Genomic DNA, 16255 nt, shown 5'->3' with positions numbered 1-16255 from the left:
AACTGTGGCGGGTAGTTCTTCATGACCACGAGATGTCCGTTCTCAGATCCTCAGGATCCAGTGTCTCGTGTGTTCAACATCCGGGGTCAAGGCCCCCTCTCAGCCGCCGACCGCCGAGGTCCTGCCCCTGATACACACGAAGACGACGATCAAGGTGGTTCCGTACACGAAGAGGGGAATTATTCGCTCACGCCGTATGTGTCCTGTTGCACTGCGTTTGGCGTGTGGCATTTGGCGGGCTGCCGACTTGCGCAGCTGCCAGGTCGTCTGAGACCGCCGGTAGCCAGCGCTCTCAGACGACCCGGCTTTCGCGGAAGTCTCGTTCGCGACAGATGCAGGAGAACCGCCGAAGTCGCCAACAGCGTCTGCCGGAAATCGCCGTTCTCCATGGCGCTGGGATGTGGAAGCCCCGAACCCGCCCTCGCCGCCTGGATCTGCACGTGGTGATGTGCTGTGCGATGTGCACTGTTACCTGTACGCGGTGCTGAGCTGCACTGTTTATCTGGGGAGTCGAACCCCCGCGTTGCTCTTCACGCGCCAGGAGTGGGCTGGAAAACCGCCAACCCTCGGTGTGTGCACGCCTCCGAAGCAGCTACCTACTCCCACATCGTTCCAGCCTGCTGGACTACTCAGTCCAGCAGATCGACCTCCCAGTTCGCACGCTGGATCCGCACATCGACCTCGCGGATCTCTCGGGCGATTGCATCCGCCTGACCGCGCAGTTCCGCGACCGGAAGCGCGGAAAGCATCATCAGCTCGGACCGAAGCTGCCGACCGTATCCCCGCTCACCCTTACCCGCCGCCGCGTCCGCCGCCGCAGTGACCACAGAGTGACGCAACCGCAGGACATCCCGGCGTGCGAGGGCATCGGTGAGCGTCCCATCCGGACCCATCTGCACGGTGGCATTGGTCCGATTGATCCGCCGAATCAACGTCTCCAGGGCATCCAGCACCTCACCGGCCTCAGCCAACAGCTGTGCTGCATCCTCGGCGGGTGTCTCCCCTTCCTGGTAACGCGCACTACTGACGACGCGCGCTCGCAGCTGTTCTACACGCCGCGTCGCCTCCGCACGTTCCGCCAGTGCCTCAGCAAGCTTCACCGTGTCCACCTCCCCCTCCATGAGCTCGCACGAGTATACGAGCGCGAATCAGCTCATACGCACCTGGATTTTGATCCGCTGGAGCGCTGACCAGCCACTGGAGCCAGAGCGGACGCCACGAAGGAGAACTACCGACCTGACAGCCTCAGCGCGTCAGGGCAGCATGAATCCCATTCCCCTGTCCGATTGGCCACGCGGTGGACATCGCCGATGGGAAGAGGACACGGGATCCGGGATCCCACAGGAGGTGTAGGTTTTCAGCCTCCATGTCATGTGACTGACCTCACGACCTGCATCTTCGGTCCGTTCTCAACCGGATGACATGACTCCGGATTCTCAGTTGCGTGACAGATCCTCTCGGCTGCGGTGCCTCCTCAGGGCGCGGTCGAGGGGAGCTCGCAGGGCGGGCGAGGTCAGTTCCAGGTCACGGTTGTCGCGGCCGTCGAGCATGTGGTCGAGCCAGCGTTCGTACCAGGCCAGGAAGTCGGTGGCCGACGAGACGTTGGGGCCCCAGAAGCCATCGGCGTTTCCGGTAACGACACGGCCGGCCAGTGGACCGGTGATGCCGAGAAGCACCAAGTCGGTGCACCCGGCCTCGATGATGTGCAGGAAAAGGTCACTTCGGTGAGGCGGGCCGCCGGCGAACGTGAAACCTCGAGGGCGGCTGGGATCGCCTTGGGGGTCCATCGTGAACAGCCGACATGACTGCAACGGCAGCAGTCCGTAGAAAGGCGATGCTCCACCTCCGCCCAGTGTGGTCAGGAAGCTGCGGTAGGGATCGGGCAGTTCGATGTGGTGATCGGCCTCGAACTCGGCGACCTTCGCGTCCGGCAACGGGGGTTCGAGGCGAAACCCGTGCTTCTCTTCACCGAAGGAGTGGCTTCGCAGCGCGGCGTAGGGCACCTTGGCCAGCTTGCGTCGGATGCGGGCGATCCGGGAGCCCATGCGAACTCTTCTCTCTGTCCTCCCGCAAACTACCTGCTCACTGGCATGGATGTCACCGGTGTGATCAGCTGCCCGTAAGCCAGTTGTGCCCGGTGTCGCGCGCTGGGATCCTCCCCAGATGACCAGCATGAGCACGGAACTTGGATCCGAGGCCGGATGGGACGATCCCTACTATCGCGTCCGAGCCGATGGCTTCGAGGCTTTCTTCCTCCCGAACCCTGATGAGGTACTCGACGAGGTCTGCAACGTCGATGCTGAAGTTCGCCTCCCCGATGGCTCACGCTGGAGTGCGACGATCTTCACAGTCGCCGAGGTCAGCCGGTTGATGAAGAGGTGGGAGGAGACAGGAGAAGCAGCAAATGGTCGGTGCTTCTGGTGCTCGGACGGGCTGATCGTTCGAGATCCGGGCATCCGGAAGATGGTGACAGTGATCACCGAGCTGCTTGCGTCGGGAGAGTTCGATGGGGCCTTCCGCCGTCTGGACGACTCGGTGTGAGCTCCGATGTCGGCGTACGAGTTGGAGTGCAGCACCAGATACGAATGAAAGTACAAAGCTGCCTACAGAAGTTCGGGGCTTGCCGGCAGGACGGGTCCGCCATGGGGAAGAATGCTCGGCATGACGATTTGAAGAGCACCTGACGAGCGGAGACGCTGGTTCAAGGTCGGGACCTGGGAGACGGTCTCCGATGGGGACAGGCGGGTCTGCGCGGCCTGTGGGACGCCTGTCCGCTCATACCAGTACCGCTTCTATCCGCCCGAGTCCTCCATGTTCGAGCGGTGTATCGGGTTCGCATGGTGTTCCGGCTGCAAGGTCTACTCCGGCTCAATGGTTCATGTTCCGCGGAAACGTGTCCTGGTGGATGCCCTGGCGTCGCTGCCACGTGATCAGCGGGAGCATCTGGAGCGGAGCGAGACCAGGTTGATCGAATACCTGGACAGACAGCCCCGCGGCGACACTTCACCTGGTCGTTGATGGTCCGACGGATTTCAGGCGACGCCGGGTCGATCCGGATCGGCAGCGTCCTTGGAGCACCGGTCATACCGTTTTCCTGCGTGCGGTCTGCGGCCGGCTGGTCAGTCGCCGCTTCTCCAGGGCGGCTTCAAGCTGCCCGGCGAAGCCCTCGACTCGTGGCTCGAAGCCCTGGCTCATAGGCTGGACACCCCACTGGGCGAGCAACGTATATCGCTGGTTCTGGGCAGCACTTGACGATCACATCGCTCGGAAATGTCGATGAGAGCCGCCTCGTCCGTGCCCTGACCGACGCCATGGGCGTCGAGTACACCCCGGTCGGCAAGCAGGTCTGGTTCCGCGTGGCGCGGAGCCCCGGCCTGCTCGACCCACAGTCTGGATGACGGGAGCGCACATGCTGCACGAACCCTTATCGGGCGACAACAGGCTCCGGGACCTGGAACAAAGCGCCCTGCAGTACGGCGTGCCGGTGGAGGACGCTCTGCTGATCGCGGTGAACCTCTTCGGCATCACCTCCGAGCACCAGGAGCGCCACCGGGCCCGGATCAATCTGCGTCTGGTGCGGCAGCCAGCCGTGGCATGGCAGGTGATCGTGCCCCTGAACCAGCCCGCCTCGCCGTTCCGGCTGCGCGATGAGGACCTCGTACTCGACGGGAAAGTGATCGCTCACATCGAGCGAATCAATGCCGACGAGGCCGTCGGCGGCTACTTCCGCAACAACGGCCGCGCCGCGACCCTCAACCCCAACGCGCGCAGCCGCTGCGTGGGGTGCGCCTTCTGCCCCAACACGCTGGAGGCAGCCGCCGATCCGCGGATGGGCGAGGACCAGGGCCTGGACGAACTGCTGCTCGCCCTCGTCGAACAGCACCCCCGCCACGACCTTTCCGAACTGACGGAAGTCACCGTCTCGACCGGCTGCTTCGAGCGGGAGGAGGCCGCGCTTTCCCACCTGGTCTCCCTGCGCGCCGCGCTGACCCACGCAGGTGTGAAGGCCAGGATCGGGTTTTTGACCTCCGCGCTGCGCACTGACGCCGCCTTCGACGCCCTGGCCGAGAAGGTCACACGTCCTACACGTACATCGTCGGTCTGGATCCCATGGACCGCATGGTCGAGGGCAGCGGGGCGATGGCGGAGGGGTCGACCTGCTTCCCGAACTTCCAGGTGTTCCAGGCCCACACGCCGTTGATGGCCGGCCCGAGGGTGGCGGGAGCCGAGCCCCTCGCCTGCGAAGCGTTACCTCTCACCCAATACCGCAGGAGCTCGAATACTGACCGCGCGGCAACTTTTAAGGTCGGATTGACGCGCACAACCGATTCAGGCCGGCGTCGTCCAGGAGAGTGAGCACACCGTGGGCCAGGCAAGAGCGCGGGGGCCATACGTCAAGACACCGGCCCGCCGGGCGGAGATCGTACGGGCGGCACGCGACAGCTTCGCCGAGCGCGGGTACGCCAATGCCTCCCTGCGCGACATCGCGGAACGGGCCGGCATCACCCACGCCGGGCTCCTGCACCTTCCGCAACAAGGACGAACTCCTCGCCGAGGTACTCGCCGAGCGGGACTCAAAGGAGTGGCAACAGGCCCTCGACGAGGTCGACAGCCCTGACCAACTCGGGCCCTGCCTCGGCGAGTTGATCCGCCACCATCAGAAGGCGCCCGAGCTGCTGCGCCCGTGCATCGAGCTCGCGGCCGCGGCCTCACGGCCGGACCATCCCGCGCACACGTACTTCGTCGAGCGCTGCAAGCGCAGCCGCGCCCAGTTCGCCGACGGCTTCCCCGGACGAGGCGGCCCGCGCCAGGCTCCGCGAGGGAGTAAGCCCCGAGAGTGCCGCGGCCCTCTTCCAGGCCGTACTCAACGGGCTCCAGCTGCAGTGGGTCTCGACCAGGACCTCGACATCGTGGGGCCGGTCACCGATTTCGTACGGCTGCTGTTCGAGCAGGACGACGCCGGGTAGCGCCGACCTTGTCCGCAATTCCAATGCTGAGCAGGTGTCCTTGTGATTCCAGAAAGCCAAACGCTACAACTATTGGTGGCTCTGCCGCGCCCTGGGGGCGCTCTCGTACAGAGTGACCACGCAGGCCCCGCCGAGGCCGATGTTGTGCTGGAGCGCGAGGCGTGCGTGTTCGACCTGGCGGGTGTCGGCCTGGCCACGGAGCTGCCAGACGAGCTCGGCGCACTGGGCCAGGCCGGTCGCTCCGAGGGGGTGCCCTTTGGAGAGGAGGCCTCCGGAGGGGTTCGTGACGACCTTGCCGCCGTAGGTGTTGTCGCCGTCGAGCACGAACTTCTCGCCGGTGCCCTCCGGGGTGAGACCGAGGGCTTCGTAGGTGATCAGCTCGTTGGTGGTGAAGCAGTCGTGCAGCTCCACCACATCGATGTCCTCCGGCCCGTATCCGCTTGTTTCGTATACCTGTTGGGCGGCGGCTCGCGTCATGTCGTAACCCACCAGGCGCATCATTTCGTCGGAAGCGAAGGTGCTGGGTGAATCGCTGGTCATGGCCTGGGCCCGGATCACTACCGGTGAGGACACCCGGTGCCGGCGGGCAAAGTCCTCGCTGCAGAGCACGGCTGCGGCGGCCCCGCAGGTGGGCGGGCAGCATTGCAGCCGGGTCAGAGGGCCGTAGATATGAGGCGACGCGAGGACCTCCTCCTCAGTGAGAGGGGTTCGGAACACGGCGTACGGATTGCCCGCCGCGTGACGGCGGGCCTTCACCGAGATCTTGGCGAAGGTGGCGGGATCGGCGCCGTACTTGTTCATGTAGGCGACTCCGGCCCCTCCGAACAGCTGGGCCGCGATCGGTGTCCGTTCGTCATGGCCCTGCAAGTGGGTCATGCGGTCGAGGAAGCGGCCCAACGGGTCGGGCCGGTCGTCCCATACGCTCGCGAGGGCTCCGGGCCGCATCTGCTCGAAGCCGAGGGCCAGCACGCAGTCGGCCGCGCCGGTGGCGACCGCCTGACGGGCGAGCCAAAGGGCGGACGAACCCGTGGCGCAGTTGTTGTTGACGTTCATGACAGGGATGCCGGACTGGCCGAGGGAGTAGAGGGCGGCCTGACCGGCGGCCGAGTCCCCGTAGACGTATCCGGCATAGGCCTGCTGGACGACGTCGTACGGCAGTCCGGCATCATCCAGGGCCGCGTGGGCGGCACGCTCGGCCATGACGGGATAGCTCTCGCCGGCTCCGGGTTTGCGGAACGGGATCATGCCGACCCCGGCCACGTGCACCTTGGCTGCCATGTCAGTCATGCGCGTTCCCGAGCAGTTGGGATCGAACCTCGTTCTTGAGGACCTTGCCGACCTTGGAGCGGGGGAGGTCGGGCCATACTTCGACCTGCTTGGGAGCCTTGACACTCCCGATCCGGGCCTTGACGAAGTCGCGTATGCCCAAGGCGGTGACGTCCGTGGCGCTCGCTCCGGCGTGGAGCTGGACGACGGCGGTCACGCGTTCGCCCCATTTGCCGTCGGGCAGCCCGATGACCGCGCAGTCCTGGACGGCAGGGTGCTGCATCACCGCCTGTTCGACCTCTGTGGAGTAGACGTTGAATCCGCCGCTGATGATCATGTCCTTGGCGCGGTCGACGATGAACAGGTAGTTGTCGGCGTCGAGGTAGCCGATGTCCCCGGTGTGGTGCCATCCGTGCCGGGACGCTTCTTCGGTGGCCGAGGGGTTCTTGTAGTAGCCCGCCATCACCAGTGAGCCGCGCACCACGATCTCGCCGCGCTCGCCGGGCGGCAGCAGTCTCCCCTCGGCGTCCATGATGGCGACGCTCACCAGCGGTGTGGGCCGGCCGGCGGAGGCGAAACGCTCCACGGCGAGTGAACCGTCGGGGTGGAGGTGGTCCTCCGGGGACATGGTCGAGATCATCATGGGCGCCTCGGACTGGCCGAAGAGCTGTGCCATGACCGGGCCGATCCGCTCGATGGCCTCCTCCAGCCGGGCCGTCGACATGGGAGCGGCGCCGTACCAGGGCAGCGCAGCGAGGTCAGGTCCGTGGAGGGCAGGTCGGCGTGGCCGAGGAGCATGTAGATGAGTGTCGGCGGCAGGAAGGTGTGGGTGACCCGGTGCCGTGCGACGAGCGCGAGGAACTCGGTGAGGTCCGGCGTGGGCATGATGACGATCTCGCCGCCCAGCGTCATGACGGGGAAGCACAGCACCCCGGCGGCGTGGGTCAGCGGGGCCGGCGCAAGGTAGACCGGGCGGGTGCCGAACGGGTAACTCATCAGCGTCAGCGCCGACATGGTCTCGATGTTCCGGTCGGTCAGCATCACGCCCTTGGGCCGGCCCGTGGTACCGCCCGTGCCGACGAGCATGACGGTGTCGTCGGCCGGTGCCGCTTCCCACGGGCCGGCGGGCAGGCCTGCCAGCCATGTGTCCAGGGAGGTCGCGAAGGGAGGAGACCCGTCGAGGCAGACCAGCATGGTCAGGTTCGGCAGGTCGGGAAGGATCTTCGCAACCAAGGGGGCGTAGGCCTCCTGGAAGATCAGGCAGACGCAGTCGAAGAGATCCAGCAACTCGCGATTCTCGGCGGCCTCGTTACGCGGGTTGACGGGGCACCACACCGCGCCCGCCCGGGAGATACCGAACACGCAGGAGAAGGCCGTGGGGTCGTTGGCGGACAGCACCGCCACCTTGTCCCCGGGCCGTACGCCTGACCGGTCCAGGGCCCGGGCCACCCGCCAGGACAGTTCCTGGACCTCGCCATAGGTGAGCGTGTGTCCCGCCGTGGTGAGGCAGGGGGCACCGGGCCCCAGCGACGCGCCCTTGTCGAGATAGTCGGTCAGACGCATGGCGTCATCCTCGTTTCTGAGGTTCTTGCGGCTCAGCTGTGGACGGTCACGACGGGGTCGAGCACGAGCCCGAACGCCTTGAGCACACCGAGCAGTTCGCGGTGACCGAAGGCCTGGCAGGCCGAGGCGAGACCGACGCGCCGGGGCGGCTGCTGGAGCAGGCTGTAGGCGGCATACGCCTGCAGCAGCCCGGTCTGCTTGTAGTTGCTGTTGCCGTGGATCACGCAGTGGGCACGCCCCAGCGGGCCCGAGGCGTGGACGGAGTCCACGGAGGTGTTGACGCGCGGGTTCTCCCGGGGCGGCATGGTGGCCTGTACCGAGGCGGCCACCTCGGCGAGGGCGGCGTCCTGCTGGTCGGCGGGGAGGGTCTTGATCTGGGCCTCGACCATCTTGACCGTCTCCACCACGCCCTGCATGACGCCACGGTCCATCACGCCGCCGAGGACCTTGCAGGTCGCCACCCGGGGGTCGTTCTTGAACCACACGGGATGGAGAGTGCCGCCCCACGGCGTCGCGAGTGCCGTCTCGTGCTGTCCGGGGACGGCGATCTCCACGGCGGTGAGCGGGTCCCACCTGCGGTACTGGTTCTCCTCCAGGTAGTGCCAGTCGGCCTTGAGGATGGTGAAGATCGTCTGAGTCGACGCGTAGGTCGGGAAGCCCTTCCACAGCACCGCGATGTCGAGGGTGTCCAGGCCGGGGGTCTCCAGGCAGATGTTGGCCGCGATCTCACCGGTGGTGTACATCTGCGCCACGCCGGGAGAAAGAAGCAGCCCCTTCTCGGCGTACCGGTCGCCCCACCGGGCCTGCGCGTCGAGGACCCAGTCCTGCTCGCCCGTCGTGTCGAGATAGTGGCACCCCGCGGCGAGGGCGGCCTCGACGACCTCCGGCCCGTACTTGATGAACGGGCCGACCATGTTGCTCACCACCTTGGCGCCGCGGAAGAGCTCGGTCAGCGGGCCGACCGCGTGCTCGACCTCGACGACCTCGTGCTCCACGGTGTCGATCCCGGGGACCTTGTCGAGGACCTCCTGGATGCGGGCCTTGTCGCGTCCGGCGGCGATGAAGGGGATGTTGTACTCGCGGAGGTACTCGCAGACCAGGCGGCCGGTGTAGCCGGAGGCCCCGTAGACGACGACGGGCTTGCTGCTGCTCATGTTCGATCGACCTTTCGTAGGGGGAGACGCTGAGGGCAGCCCGTCACATGCCCATGCCGCCGTCGACCGGCAGGCCGGCCCCGGTGATGAAGCGGGCGCCGTCTGAGGCGAGGAAGACCACGGCGTCGGCCATGTCGGCCACCTCGCCGAGCCGGCCGAGCGGGGTCAGCCCGATCACGCCGCCGACCGCGGCCTCCGCGCTGGGGAAGAGCCCGAGCGTCTCCATGTCCGCGGCGAGCCGGGCGCCCATCTCGGTCGGCACCAGGCCCGGGTAGACGCAGTTCACGCGCACGCCGTAGCCCAGCTTCCCCGACTCCAGCGCGGCCACCCGGGTCAGCCGGTCCACCGCCGACTTCGTGGCGGAGTAGCCCGCGATGCCGGGGAAGGCGATGGTCGCCGCGACCGACGCGATGTTGACGACCGAACCGCCGGCGCCGGCCGGACCGCCGGGGCGCATCGCCCGGAACGCGTGCTTGATGCCGAGTGCCGTCCCCAGGACGTTCACCTCGAGCATCCGGCGGATATCGGCCGGGTCCAGGTCGACGACCAGGCCGGAGATCTCGATCCCGGCGTTGTTGACGACAATGTCCAGGCCGCCGAGTTCATCGATCGTCTGCGAGACCGCTGATTCCCAGCTCGCGTCCTCGGTCACGTCGAGGGAGACGAACCCCGCGGTCGCGCCGGACTCCCTCAGCGAGTCGGCGGTCGCCTTGCCCGTCTCCTCCTGGATGTCGCCGATGACGACGGCGGCACCGGCGCGGGCCAGCGCCTCGGCCATCCCCGCGCCCAGTCCTCGGGCCCCGCCCGTCACCAGCGCCTTGCGCCCGGTCAGGTCGTACACGCTCATGGAACCTCTCCTCGTCGAGATGGCTGAGTGGCGTCAGCGTCGAGCATTTCTTGACAGTCGTCAAGACTTTCTTGGACGAGTGTCAAGATTTTGTTGGACGCTCGGACTGGTCTTGCTGGACGAGTGTCAAGAATCTCGCTGCGTGACCGTCCCCGGCCGCGATAGCCTGGCGCAGGAGCCCGCACGGGGCGGGACCTTGTCGGAGAGGCTGACGGGAATACAGCTGTGACCCAGACCGTGCGCAAGGACGGCAAGAACGCGGACCGGATCTCCCGGCGACAGGTCGACAAGTTCGCCGCGCGACGGGCCCAGCTGGCCTCATCCGCGCTGCGGACCCTCTCCGAACTGGGCTATGCCCGTACGAGCCTGCGCGAGATCGCTCAGAACTCCGAGTTCTCGCACGGCGTCCTGCACTACTACTTCCGCGACAAGGTGGAGCTGATCACGTACTGCATGCGGCAGTACAAGGCGGAGTGCGTCACGCGCTACGACCAGATCGTCGTCAGCGCCGACTCGGCCGAGGAGCTCAGGCGGGGCTTCGCCGAGACGATGACCGCCACTCTGCGCGAGGACGCGGCGATGCACCGGCTCTGGTACGACCTGCGCAATCAGAGTCTGTTCGAGGAGTCGTTCCGAGACGACGTCCTCGACATCGACCAGAGCCTGGAACGCATGATCTGGCGCATCGTCAGCCAATTCGCGGACCTGGTCGGCTCGTCCCCGGCCGTGTCATCTCCCGTCGCGTACGCGCTGTTCGACGGGCTGTTCCAACAGGCGCTGCTGAAGCATCTGAGCGGTCGCGAGAACGCTGCGGCAGATCTGACGGCGAGCGTGGCACAGCTTCTGGATCAGCTGGTCATCCCTGTCTGAACAGAGGAATGCATATTTCCAGTTGGCGCATGGTCAGGTTGGTGCGGTAGTCCATCGCTGTCGCCGACACGCGCTCGGCTGAAGGCAACGACCACGGACGACCTGCATACGCCGATTCCACCCCGCACCCGCACGACCCACAACCGACGAACCACATCACCTGCAGCTCCGGGAACGGCTCCACGCACACCCGCTCAGCCCTTTCGCTGCACCCTCCCGGACAAGGCCAACCACGCCCGCAACGCAAGAAACGCTGCTCCCCCGGCGGCCGGCCGCCGAAGTTCGACCCGGAGGACTACAAGGCGCGGCATGCAGTGGAGTGCGGCATCAATCGCCTCAAAAGGCACCGCGCCGTGGCGACGCGCTATGACAAGCTCGCGGTCCGCTACGACGCGACCGTCCTCGTAGCGGCCATCACGAATGGCTGTGACCACTCACACGGCTCGTTCCATGCAGACCAGCTGGTCCCGCTCGTCCCACGACTCGGTGACGGTGAATCCAAGTCGCTCGTACAAGGCGATCGCGCCAGCCCGCCACTTCCACACCGACAGCCGCACCGCGCTGACGCCGTTTTCCGCAGCATGCACGAGCGCGGCGCTGACCAGGCTTGACGCGATACCCTGCCCCCGGAACGCCGGGTCCGTCCAGAGTCTCTTGACCTCGGACCGTCCGTCGACAGAGGTGGTCACCACCAGGCAGCCCACCGCGGTGTCCCCGCTCAACGCCAGCAGCACGACATCGTCAACGAACACGGCCTGTGGATCCGCGATCTCTATCCGGTAGCGGTCCGGCAACCCATCCACACCGGCGACGGCCTCACCCTTCTCGGCCTGCGTCTGCAGATGGTAGGCCGCCAGCAGATCTGCCAGCCCATCCTGGACGGAAGGGGCCTGACCTGGCCAGCGAACGATGGCGACCTCGGGTTGATCAGTCATGACGTGAGCATCGCATGACACATGCGAGGGCCAGAACAAGTATCTTGATCCACTTTCGGTACACGCCTTAGCTGCTGCGCCAGAAATCCTGGCGCAGCACACTGGGGCTTCCCGCTGTGGCATCCCTGCGTCACATCGCACTGATCGAGGCGCTGACCGCCGGTCGGCCTGAAGACTTCCTCGGCCAGTCCGAGACCTCTACCACGATTTGGGCCTGTTGAGACGTCGCCAGCAAATGAGGCTGCGGCGCGGTCCGCTCCACGAGTTGCAGCTGGACGGACGTGGCCGGCACGTCGCCGACGGCCACCAGGGCGCGGGCGGTGTCGGTCGCCCCGCGGGTCCGGCGCTCTGGTGCGGCAGCACGGCCGGCACCAGGCCGCGGCGTAAGCCAGGGCGCGGTCGACGTCGCCGAACTCCCGGCGGATCTCGACCCCCCGATGCCCGGAGTACGTCTCTTTTCAGCCATGCCCCCATAACGTCCCTGTACGGAAAGGTACTTCCGCACAGGAGCATGCACCTGACATCTTGCATCCACCACTCGTTTCGTACGGCCCCGCCGGTGCCCTCAGCACGGCCGGGCCGTCTCCGGAGGACGCATTGATACCCCACATATCCAGCCGACCTAGACGCACGCTAGTGCTGGCGGCCACGCTCGGCGCCGCCCTCGCGTTCGGCGTCCCGGGCGCCCTCGCGGGCACGCTCCCCGTCGCCCCCTCCACCGCGCCGACCGTCAAGGCCCACGCTCCGGCCGCCGTGCCGGCTTCCCAGAGTGCGACCTGGGTGGCCGGCACGCGTGCCTACCTCGTGATCACCGCCCCCGGTGACAGTTCGGCGGTCCGCTCCGCGATCGCGGCCAACGGCGGCACCGTCTTCTCGAACTTCGACGCCATCGGCGTGATCGTCGCCCACTCGGCGTCCAGCGGATTCGCCGCGACCATGCGCGGCGTTGCCGGCGTGCAGCAGGTCGGCGCCACGCGTACCTCGGACGTCCCGGCCGACGCCTACACCCCGGCGCTCCCGGCAAATCCGGCCCAGGCCTCGACCCCGGCCGGAGAACCGGTCCGGGCCGACATGAGCCAGATCAAGGCCGACCAGGCCTGGGCCGTGAACCCGGGCTCCGCCTCCGTCACGGTCGGCATCCTGGACACCGGTATGGACGACCAGCACCAGGATCTGGCGCCCAACTTCGATGCGGCCGACTCGGTCTCCTGCGCCTACGGCAAGCCCGACACCCGTGCCGGCGCCTGGCGGGACGTCGACACGCACGGCACCCACGTAGCGGGCACCATCGCCGCGGCCAAGAACGGCAAGGGCGTCGTCGGCGTGGCACCCGGGGTGAAGATCGCCGCGGTCCGGGTCGCCGAGCCGGGCAACTCCTTCTTCTTCGCCGAGAACACCATCTGCGGCTTCGTCTGGGCCGGTGACCACGGCTTCAAGGTCACCAATAACAGCTATTTCACGGACCCGTGGCAGTTCAACTGCCCGGACAACATCGACCAGGCCGCCATCATCGAGGGTGTCAAGCGCGCCCAGGAGTACGCCGAGGGCAAGGGCTCCCTCCAGATCGCCGCCGCGGGCAACGAGAACTACGACCTCGCCCACAAGACGACCGACTCCGCGAGCCCGAACGACTCGACGCCGGTCACCCGCACCATCACCAACGCCTGCCTCGACATCCCGACCGAGCTGCCGGGCGTGGTCACGGTCGCGGCCAACGGCACGGGCGTCACCAAGGCCTCATTCTCCAACTACGGGCAGGACGTCATCGACGTCGCGGCGCCGGGCAGCAACGTCTACTCCACAGTCCCCGGCGGCGGCTACGGCAGCAAGAGCGGCACCTCGATGGCCACCCCGCACGTGGTCGGCGTGGCGGCACTCATCGCCAGCGCCAACCCGGGCATCACCCCGGCGCAGCTCCGCGCCAAGCTGGCCGCCCAGGCCAACGACATCGCCTGCCCCTCGGACAGCCGCTGCACGGGCACGACGGCGAACAACTCGTTCTTCGGCGAAGGACAGGTCGACGCCCTCAAGGCCGTCGGGACCACCCCGCCGCCCGGCACGTACTTCGAGAACCTCGCGGACTTCGCCATCAACGACAACGCGACCGTGGAGAGCCCGATCGTCGTAACCGGTGTGACCGGCAACGCCCCGGCCACCCTCAAGGTGGGTGTAGACATCAAGCACACCTACATCGGTGACCTGAAGGTCGATCTGGTGGCGCCGGACGGCACCGTCTACACGCTGCACAACCACGCCGGCGGCAGCGCCGACAACATCGCCCAGACCTACACCGTGAACGCCTCCTCGGAGGTCGCGAACGGCACCTGGAAGCTGCGCGTCAACGACAACGCCGCCTCCGACACAGGCAAGATCGACGCCTGGAACCTGACCTTCTAGCTAGTGCTCTGACCGGGGTGCCTGACCGGAGAACAGCGTTTCTGTAGCTGTCCGCACAAAAGTGCGTACGGCGCGGTAGATCTGCGACTGCCTACACCGACGGCCGATGCGAGGTGCCCCGACGGACAGCGCCTGCCGCCGGGGCACGATCTACTTGTCGCCTCCCGCGCCGGACTTCCGGGCGATCAGCACCGCCACCGCCCGGGCGTGGTTGGCCATGGCGCGCAGGTGGTCGGTGATGGTCTGGGCGGGGTGCTCGGCCGAGGGGCCGCACGGGGCGATCGGATTGGACGCGAGAGCGACGAGCCAGAGGAGCCCGAGCAAGGCGGGAACGATCTGGGCACGGGCCTCGTTGACGGCATGCTGATCGGCATCGCCATCGGGCTCGCGCTCGGGGTGTCCGTCTTCGACAACGCGGCGATCGGTCTGACGCTCGGTAGCGGCGCAGGCGGAGTCCTCGGTATCACTTTCACGCTGGCTCAGCGCTCACGGCGGTGGTCCCCATGAGTTCTGCGAAAGGTGGCTCTTGCAGCCGCCCGACCACCGAACCATCGACGACCTGCTCGCCAAGGCTCGCACCCGTGACCGGTACGCCACCTACAACATGGCCGCAGCCGAAACCCGGCTGCGCACCCGGCAGACCGCCCGCCACCGGCCGCTCCGGCAGCGCACCACCGACACCGCTCTCGCCCACACCGCGTGGACCCCGCCCGCGAACGACAGCACCCCAGACGCCGACCGCGCCTGGTGGAACCTCAACGCCGTCTGCCTCCTGGTCCTCGGACCCGACGCCGACAGCCACCTCGCCGACTTCATGATCAGTCAGTACGCCGAGAAAGCCGGGGCACTCGTCTTCGCCTGCCTGCTCCACCTCACCGACGACAGCGGCGGAGCCCGCTTCTGGTGGCGCTTCGCCGCCGGCGCCGGCCACCAACTCGCCGAGTACTGCCTCTTCCTCGAACACGCCCACAGCGGCGAGTACCACGACACCGACTACTGCCGGCACCACTGCGAGATCGGCATCATCCCCCTCCCCCAGCCCGCCCTGGTCGACCAACTACGCAACCTCACCTCCCCCCCTGTGAGCACGGACCAAGCCCCTTCACCTTGCCCGAGCGGGCCGCGTTACGAACGATCCCGCAGCGAGGCGAGGACGGCGGCCGCGTACACGCGGGATCGGTCCCAGACGGCGAAGTAGTCGGTGTGCAATTCTCGGAATCATTCGCGACTGGGGCCCGCGGCGTCGTCGGCAGCAGCAGCAGCAGCTTGAGAACGAAGATCTGCAAGACGCGAACTGGTTCAAGTCGCAGCTGCGTCGACCGCACCGGCACACCCGCCGAGCTCGTCATCCTCGACCAAGCCCCGCCGGAGCTTCCTCCGTCCCGGTCCGAGGTCCTGGTGGCCGCGGTGCGGGAGGCCCTGCTGAACGTTGAGAAGCACGCGCGGGCGAGCGCGGTCCTGGTCACCGTCGGACGGTTCGGGTCGGCGCTCACCGTGGCCGTCCATGACGACGGGGTGGGACTCGGCCACGACCACCGGCCCGGACTTGGCCTGACCAGCACCGGCGACGCCCTCGCCCGCTTCGGCGGCTCGCTCACCGTAGCCTCCGATGCCGACGGCGGTACGGCCTGGCGGGCTCGGTTGCCATGCTGACCACCGAGCCCATCCGCATCGTGGTTATCGACGATCACCCAGTCGTCCGGGACGGGGTTGCCGCCCAGCTCCAGCAGCACCGCAAGATGACAGTCGTCGGATATGCCGTCACCGCTGCCGACGGACTGCGGGTCTGCGCGGCCGAGCAGCCGGACGTCGTACTCCTGGAGCTGCGCCTGCCAGACGCCCCCGCCGCCAAGGTGGTCGCCGAGCTGCGCCGCACCGCCCCGGACAGCCGGGTGCTGGTGTTCACCGCCTTCCCCGAGCATGCCGCCGTCGCCCCCACACTCGCCGCAGGCGCCTGCGGCCTGCTCGTGAAGGACGCCAACGGCATCACCGTCCGCGACGCCATCCGCAGTGTCGTCCGCACCGGGATCTACCACGCCGCCCTCACCAAGCCCGCCGGCGCGCCGGTCTCCGCCCTTGAGTACGACGTCCTCCGGCTCGTCGCCGCAGGTCACACCAACCCCGAGATCGGCGCCGAGCTGAACCTGTCCGTCAACACCGTCAAGACCTACCTGCGCGAGGTCATGCACAAGCTCGGCGCCCGCAACCGCGCCCAACTCATCATGAACGCACGGTCGAGCGGATTGCTCTGATCAC

Annotated in this window: 19 protein-coding genes and 2 pseudogenes; 11 read left to right on the top strand and 10 right to left on the bottom strand. The window is 67.3% G+C overall.

Going from position 1 to position 16255, the window contains the following annotated elements; genetic code table 11:
* Nucleotides 1–629: 629 nt before the first annotated feature.
* Together ACZ5SK_RS43780 and ACZ5SK_RS43775 are read right to left on the bottom strand one after the other, a co-directional pair.
* The gene (locus ACZ5SK_RS43780; protein WP_468159004.1) at nucleotides 630–1100 is read right to left on the bottom strand and encodes a DIP1984 family protein; all 471 of its coding nucleotides are present in this window, start codon (nucleotides 1098–1100) and stop codon (nucleotides 630–632) included.
* A 336-nt stretch (nucleotides 1101–1436) separates the two neighbouring features.
* Nucleotides 1437–2045 (bottom strand): SMI1/KNR4 family protein, encoded by a 609-nt coding sequence (locus ACZ5SK_RS43775; protein ID WP_468577734.1) that lies wholly within the window; start codon nucleotides 2043–2045, stop codon nucleotides 1437–1439.
* A gap of 118 nt (nucleotides 2046–2163) precedes the next feature.
* Here ACZ5SK_RS43775 and ACZ5SK_RS43770 point away from each other — a divergent pair, with 118 nt between their 5' ends.
* The 4 genes from ACZ5SK_RS43770 (at nucleotide 2164) to ACZ5SK_RS43755 (ending at nucleotide 4967) form a co-directional block, all read left to right on the top strand.
* Nucleotides 2164–2541 (top strand): hypothetical protein, encoded by a 378-nt coding sequence (locus tag ACZ5SK_RS43770; protein WP_334581589.1) that lies wholly within the window; start codon nucleotides 2164–2166, stop codon nucleotides 2539–2541.
* 868 nt (nucleotides 2542–3409) lie between these two features.
* Nucleotides 3410–4201, top strand: a complete 792-nt coding sequence (locus ACZ5SK_RS43765; RefSeq protein ID WP_334581590.1) for a hypothetical protein — start codon at nucleotides 3410–3412, stop codon at nucleotides 4199–4201.
* A gap of 162 nt (nucleotides 4202–4363) precedes the next feature.
* Nucleotides 4364–4618, top strand: coding sequence for a TetR/AcrR family transcriptional regulator (locus ACZ5SK_RS43760; RefSeq protein WP_334581591.1), 255 nt, complete (start codon nucleotides 4364–4366; stop codon nucleotides 4616–4618).
* A 25-nt stretch (nucleotides 4619–4643) separates the two neighbouring features.
* Nucleotides 4644–4967: a hypothetical protein gene (locus ACZ5SK_RS43755; protein ID WP_334581593.1), complete on the top strand. Its 324-nt coding sequence runs from the start codon at nucleotides 4644–4646 to the stop codon at nucleotides 4965–4967.
* A 69-nt stretch (nucleotides 4968–5036) separates the two neighbouring features.
* On the opposite strand, the gene ACZ5SK_RS43750 is transcribed toward ACZ5SK_RS43755, so the two are convergent.
* The 5 genes from ACZ5SK_RS43750 to ACZ5SK_RS43730 are packed head-to-tail and all read right to left on the bottom strand — an operon-like array spanning nucleotide 5037 to nucleotide 9797.
* Nucleotides 5037–6245, bottom strand: coding sequence for a lipid-transfer protein (locus ACZ5SK_RS43750; RefSeq protein ID WP_457495957.1), 1209 nt, complete (start codon nucleotides 6243–6245; stop codon nucleotides 5037–5039).
* Nucleotide 6246: 1 nt separating this feature from the next.
* Nucleotides 6247–6957, bottom strand: coding sequence for an AMP-binding enzyme (locus ACZ5SK_RS43745; RefSeq protein WP_468577729.1), 711 nt, complete (start codon nucleotides 6955–6957; stop codon nucleotides 6247–6249).
* On the bottom strand, nucleotides 6873–7796 hold the full coding sequence (locus tag ACZ5SK_RS43740) for an AMP-binding protein (protein ID WP_457495956.1): 924 nt from the start codon (nucleotides 7794–7796) through the stop codon (nucleotides 6873–6875). Before ACZ5SK_RS43740 ends, ACZ5SK_RS43745 begins: the two co-directional genes overlap by 85 nt.
* 32 nt (nucleotides 7797–7828) lie before the next feature.
* Complete coding sequence (locus tag ACZ5SK_RS43735) at nucleotides 7829–8950, bottom strand: DUF5938 domain-containing protein (protein WP_334581595.1); 1122 nt, start codon at nucleotides 8948–8950, stop codon at nucleotides 7829–7831.
* Nucleotides 8951–8993: 43 nt separating this feature from the next.
* Nucleotides 8994–9797, bottom strand: coding sequence for an SDR family NAD(P)-dependent oxidoreductase (locus tag ACZ5SK_RS43730; protein WP_334581596.1), 804 nt, complete (start codon nucleotides 9795–9797; stop codon nucleotides 8994–8996).
* A gap of 225 nt (nucleotides 9798–10022) precedes the next feature.
* Between ACZ5SK_RS43730 and ACZ5SK_RS43725 the strand changes: the two genes are divergently transcribed.
* Complete coding sequence (locus ACZ5SK_RS43725; protein ID WP_468577726.1) at nucleotides 10023–10667, top strand: TetR/AcrR family transcriptional regulator; 645 nt, start codon at nucleotides 10023–10025, stop codon at nucleotides 10665–10667.
* Here the strand turns inward: ACZ5SK_RS43725 and ACZ5SK_RS43720 are convergent.
* Nucleotides 10666–10770 (bottom strand): annotated as a pseudogene (locus ACZ5SK_RS43720) (IS5/IS1182 family transposase); the annotation flags it as partial. The gene ACZ5SK_RS43725 and the pseudogene ACZ5SK_RS43720 overlap by 2 nt on opposite strands.
* Nucleotides 10771–10924: 154 nt before the next feature.
* Here ACZ5SK_RS43720 and ACZ5SK_RS43715 point away from each other — a divergent pair.
* A pseudogene (locus ACZ5SK_RS43715) lies at nucleotides 10925–11083 on the top strand (IS5 family transposase); the annotation flags it as partial.
* 18 nt (nucleotides 11084–11101) lie between these two features.
* On the opposite strand, the gene ACZ5SK_RS43710 reads toward ACZ5SK_RS43715, so the two are convergent.
* Nucleotides 11102–11602 carry a GNAT family N-acetyltransferase gene (locus ACZ5SK_RS43710; RefSeq protein WP_334581599.1) on the bottom strand — a complete coding sequence of 167 codons (501 nt, stop codon included), beginning with the start codon at nucleotides 11600–11602 and terminating at the stop codon, nucleotides 11102–11104.
* Between the two features lie 636 nt (nucleotides 11603–12238).
* On the opposite strand from ACZ5SK_RS43710, the gene ACZ5SK_RS43705 reads away from it, so the two are divergent.
* Complete coding sequence (locus tag ACZ5SK_RS43705) at nucleotides 12239–13999, top strand: S8 family peptidase (RefSeq protein ID WP_334581600.1); 1761 nt, start codon at nucleotides 12239–12241, stop codon at nucleotides 13997–13999.
* 150 nt (nucleotides 14000–14149) lie between these two features.
* On the opposite strand, the gene ACZ5SK_RS43700 is transcribed toward ACZ5SK_RS43705, so the two are convergent.
* A complete protein-coding gene (locus ACZ5SK_RS43700; protein ID WP_334581601.1) occupies nucleotides 14150–14323 on the bottom strand; it encodes a hypothetical protein in 174 nt (57 codons plus the stop codon).
* A 36-nt stretch (nucleotides 14324–14359) separates the two neighbouring features.
* On the opposite strand from ACZ5SK_RS43700, the gene ACZ5SK_RS43695 reads away from it, so the two are divergent.
* From ACZ5SK_RS43695 to ACZ5SK_RS43680, 4 genes are all read left to right on the top strand, one after another.
* Nucleotides 14360–14506 carry a hypothetical protein gene (locus ACZ5SK_RS43695; protein WP_457496026.1) on the top strand — a complete coding sequence of 49 codons (147 nt, stop codon included), beginning with the start codon at nucleotides 14360–14362 and terminating at the stop codon, nucleotides 14504–14506.
* Between the two features lie 19 nt (nucleotides 14507–14525).
* Nucleotides 14526–15197 (top strand): hypothetical protein, encoded by a 672-nt coding sequence (locus ACZ5SK_RS43690; protein WP_468577722.1) that lies wholly within the window; start codon nucleotides 14526–14528, stop codon nucleotides 15195–15197.
* A 68-nt stretch (nucleotides 15198–15265) separates the two neighbouring features.
* Nucleotides 15266–15652, top strand: a complete 387-nt coding sequence (locus ACZ5SK_RS43685; RefSeq protein ID WP_468577720.1) for a sensor histidine kinase — start codon at nucleotides 15266–15268, stop codon at nucleotides 15650–15652.
* A complete protein-coding gene (locus ACZ5SK_RS43680) occupies nucleotides 15646–16251 on the top strand; it encodes a response regulator transcription factor (protein WP_457496028.1) in 606 nt (201 codons plus the stop codon). The genes ACZ5SK_RS43685 and ACZ5SK_RS43680 overlap by 7 nt, the downstream gene beginning before the upstream one ends.
* Nucleotides 16252–16255: the final 4 nt, after the last annotated feature.

It is taken from the genome of Streptomyces sp. NPDC031474 (assembly GCF_055581185.1).
This window is presented reverse-complemented; position numbering and strand designations above follow the sequence as displayed.

Excerpts from the sequence above, each read along its gene's own strand:
- ACZ5SK_RS43680 (WP_457496028.1), top strand. The coding sequence starts at position 15,646 with ATGCTGACCACCGAGCCCATCCGCATCGTGGTTATCGACGATCACCCA.
- ACZ5SK_RS43770 (WP_334581589.1), top strand. The coding sequence starts at position 2,164 with ATGACCAGCATGAGCACGGAACTTGGATCCGAGGCCGGATGGGACGAT.
- ACZ5SK_RS43750 (WP_457495957.1), bottom strand. The coding sequence starts at position 6,245 with ATGGCAGCCAAGGTGCACGTGGCCGGGGTCGGCATGATCCCGTTCCGC.
- ACZ5SK_RS43745 (WP_468577729.1), bottom strand. The coding sequence starts at position 6,957 with ATGTCGACGGCCCGGCTGGAGGAGGCCATCGAGCGGATCGGCCCGGTC.
- ACZ5SK_RS43730 (WP_334581596.1), bottom strand. The coding sequence starts at position 9,797 with ATGAGCGTGTACGACCTGACCGGGCGCAAGGCGCTGGTGACGGGCGGG.
- ACZ5SK_RS43710 (WP_334581599.1), bottom strand. The coding sequence starts at position 11,602 with ATGACTGATCAACCCGAGGTCGCCATCGTTCGCTGGCCAGGTCAGGCC.
- ACZ5SK_RS43695 (WP_457496026.1), top strand. The coding sequence starts at position 14,360 with ATGCTGATCGGCATCGCCATCGGGCTCGCGCTCGGGGTGTCCGTCTTC.
- ACZ5SK_RS43735 (WP_334581595.1), bottom strand. The coding sequence starts at position 8,950 with ATGAGCAGCAGCAAGCCCGTCGTCGTCTACGGGGCCTCCGGCTACACC.
- ACZ5SK_RS43765 (WP_334581590.1), top strand. The coding sequence starts at position 3,410 with ATGCTGCACGAACCCTTATCGGGCGACAACAGGCTCCGGGACCTGGAA.
- ACZ5SK_RS43740 (WP_457495956.1), bottom strand. The coding sequence starts at position 7,796 with ATGCGTCTGACCGACTATCTCGACAAGGGCGCGTCGCTGGGGCCCGGT.
- ACZ5SK_RS43775 (WP_468577734.1), bottom strand. The coding sequence starts at position 2,045 with ATGGGCTCCCGGATCGCCCGCATCCGACGCAAGCTGGCCAAGGTGCCC.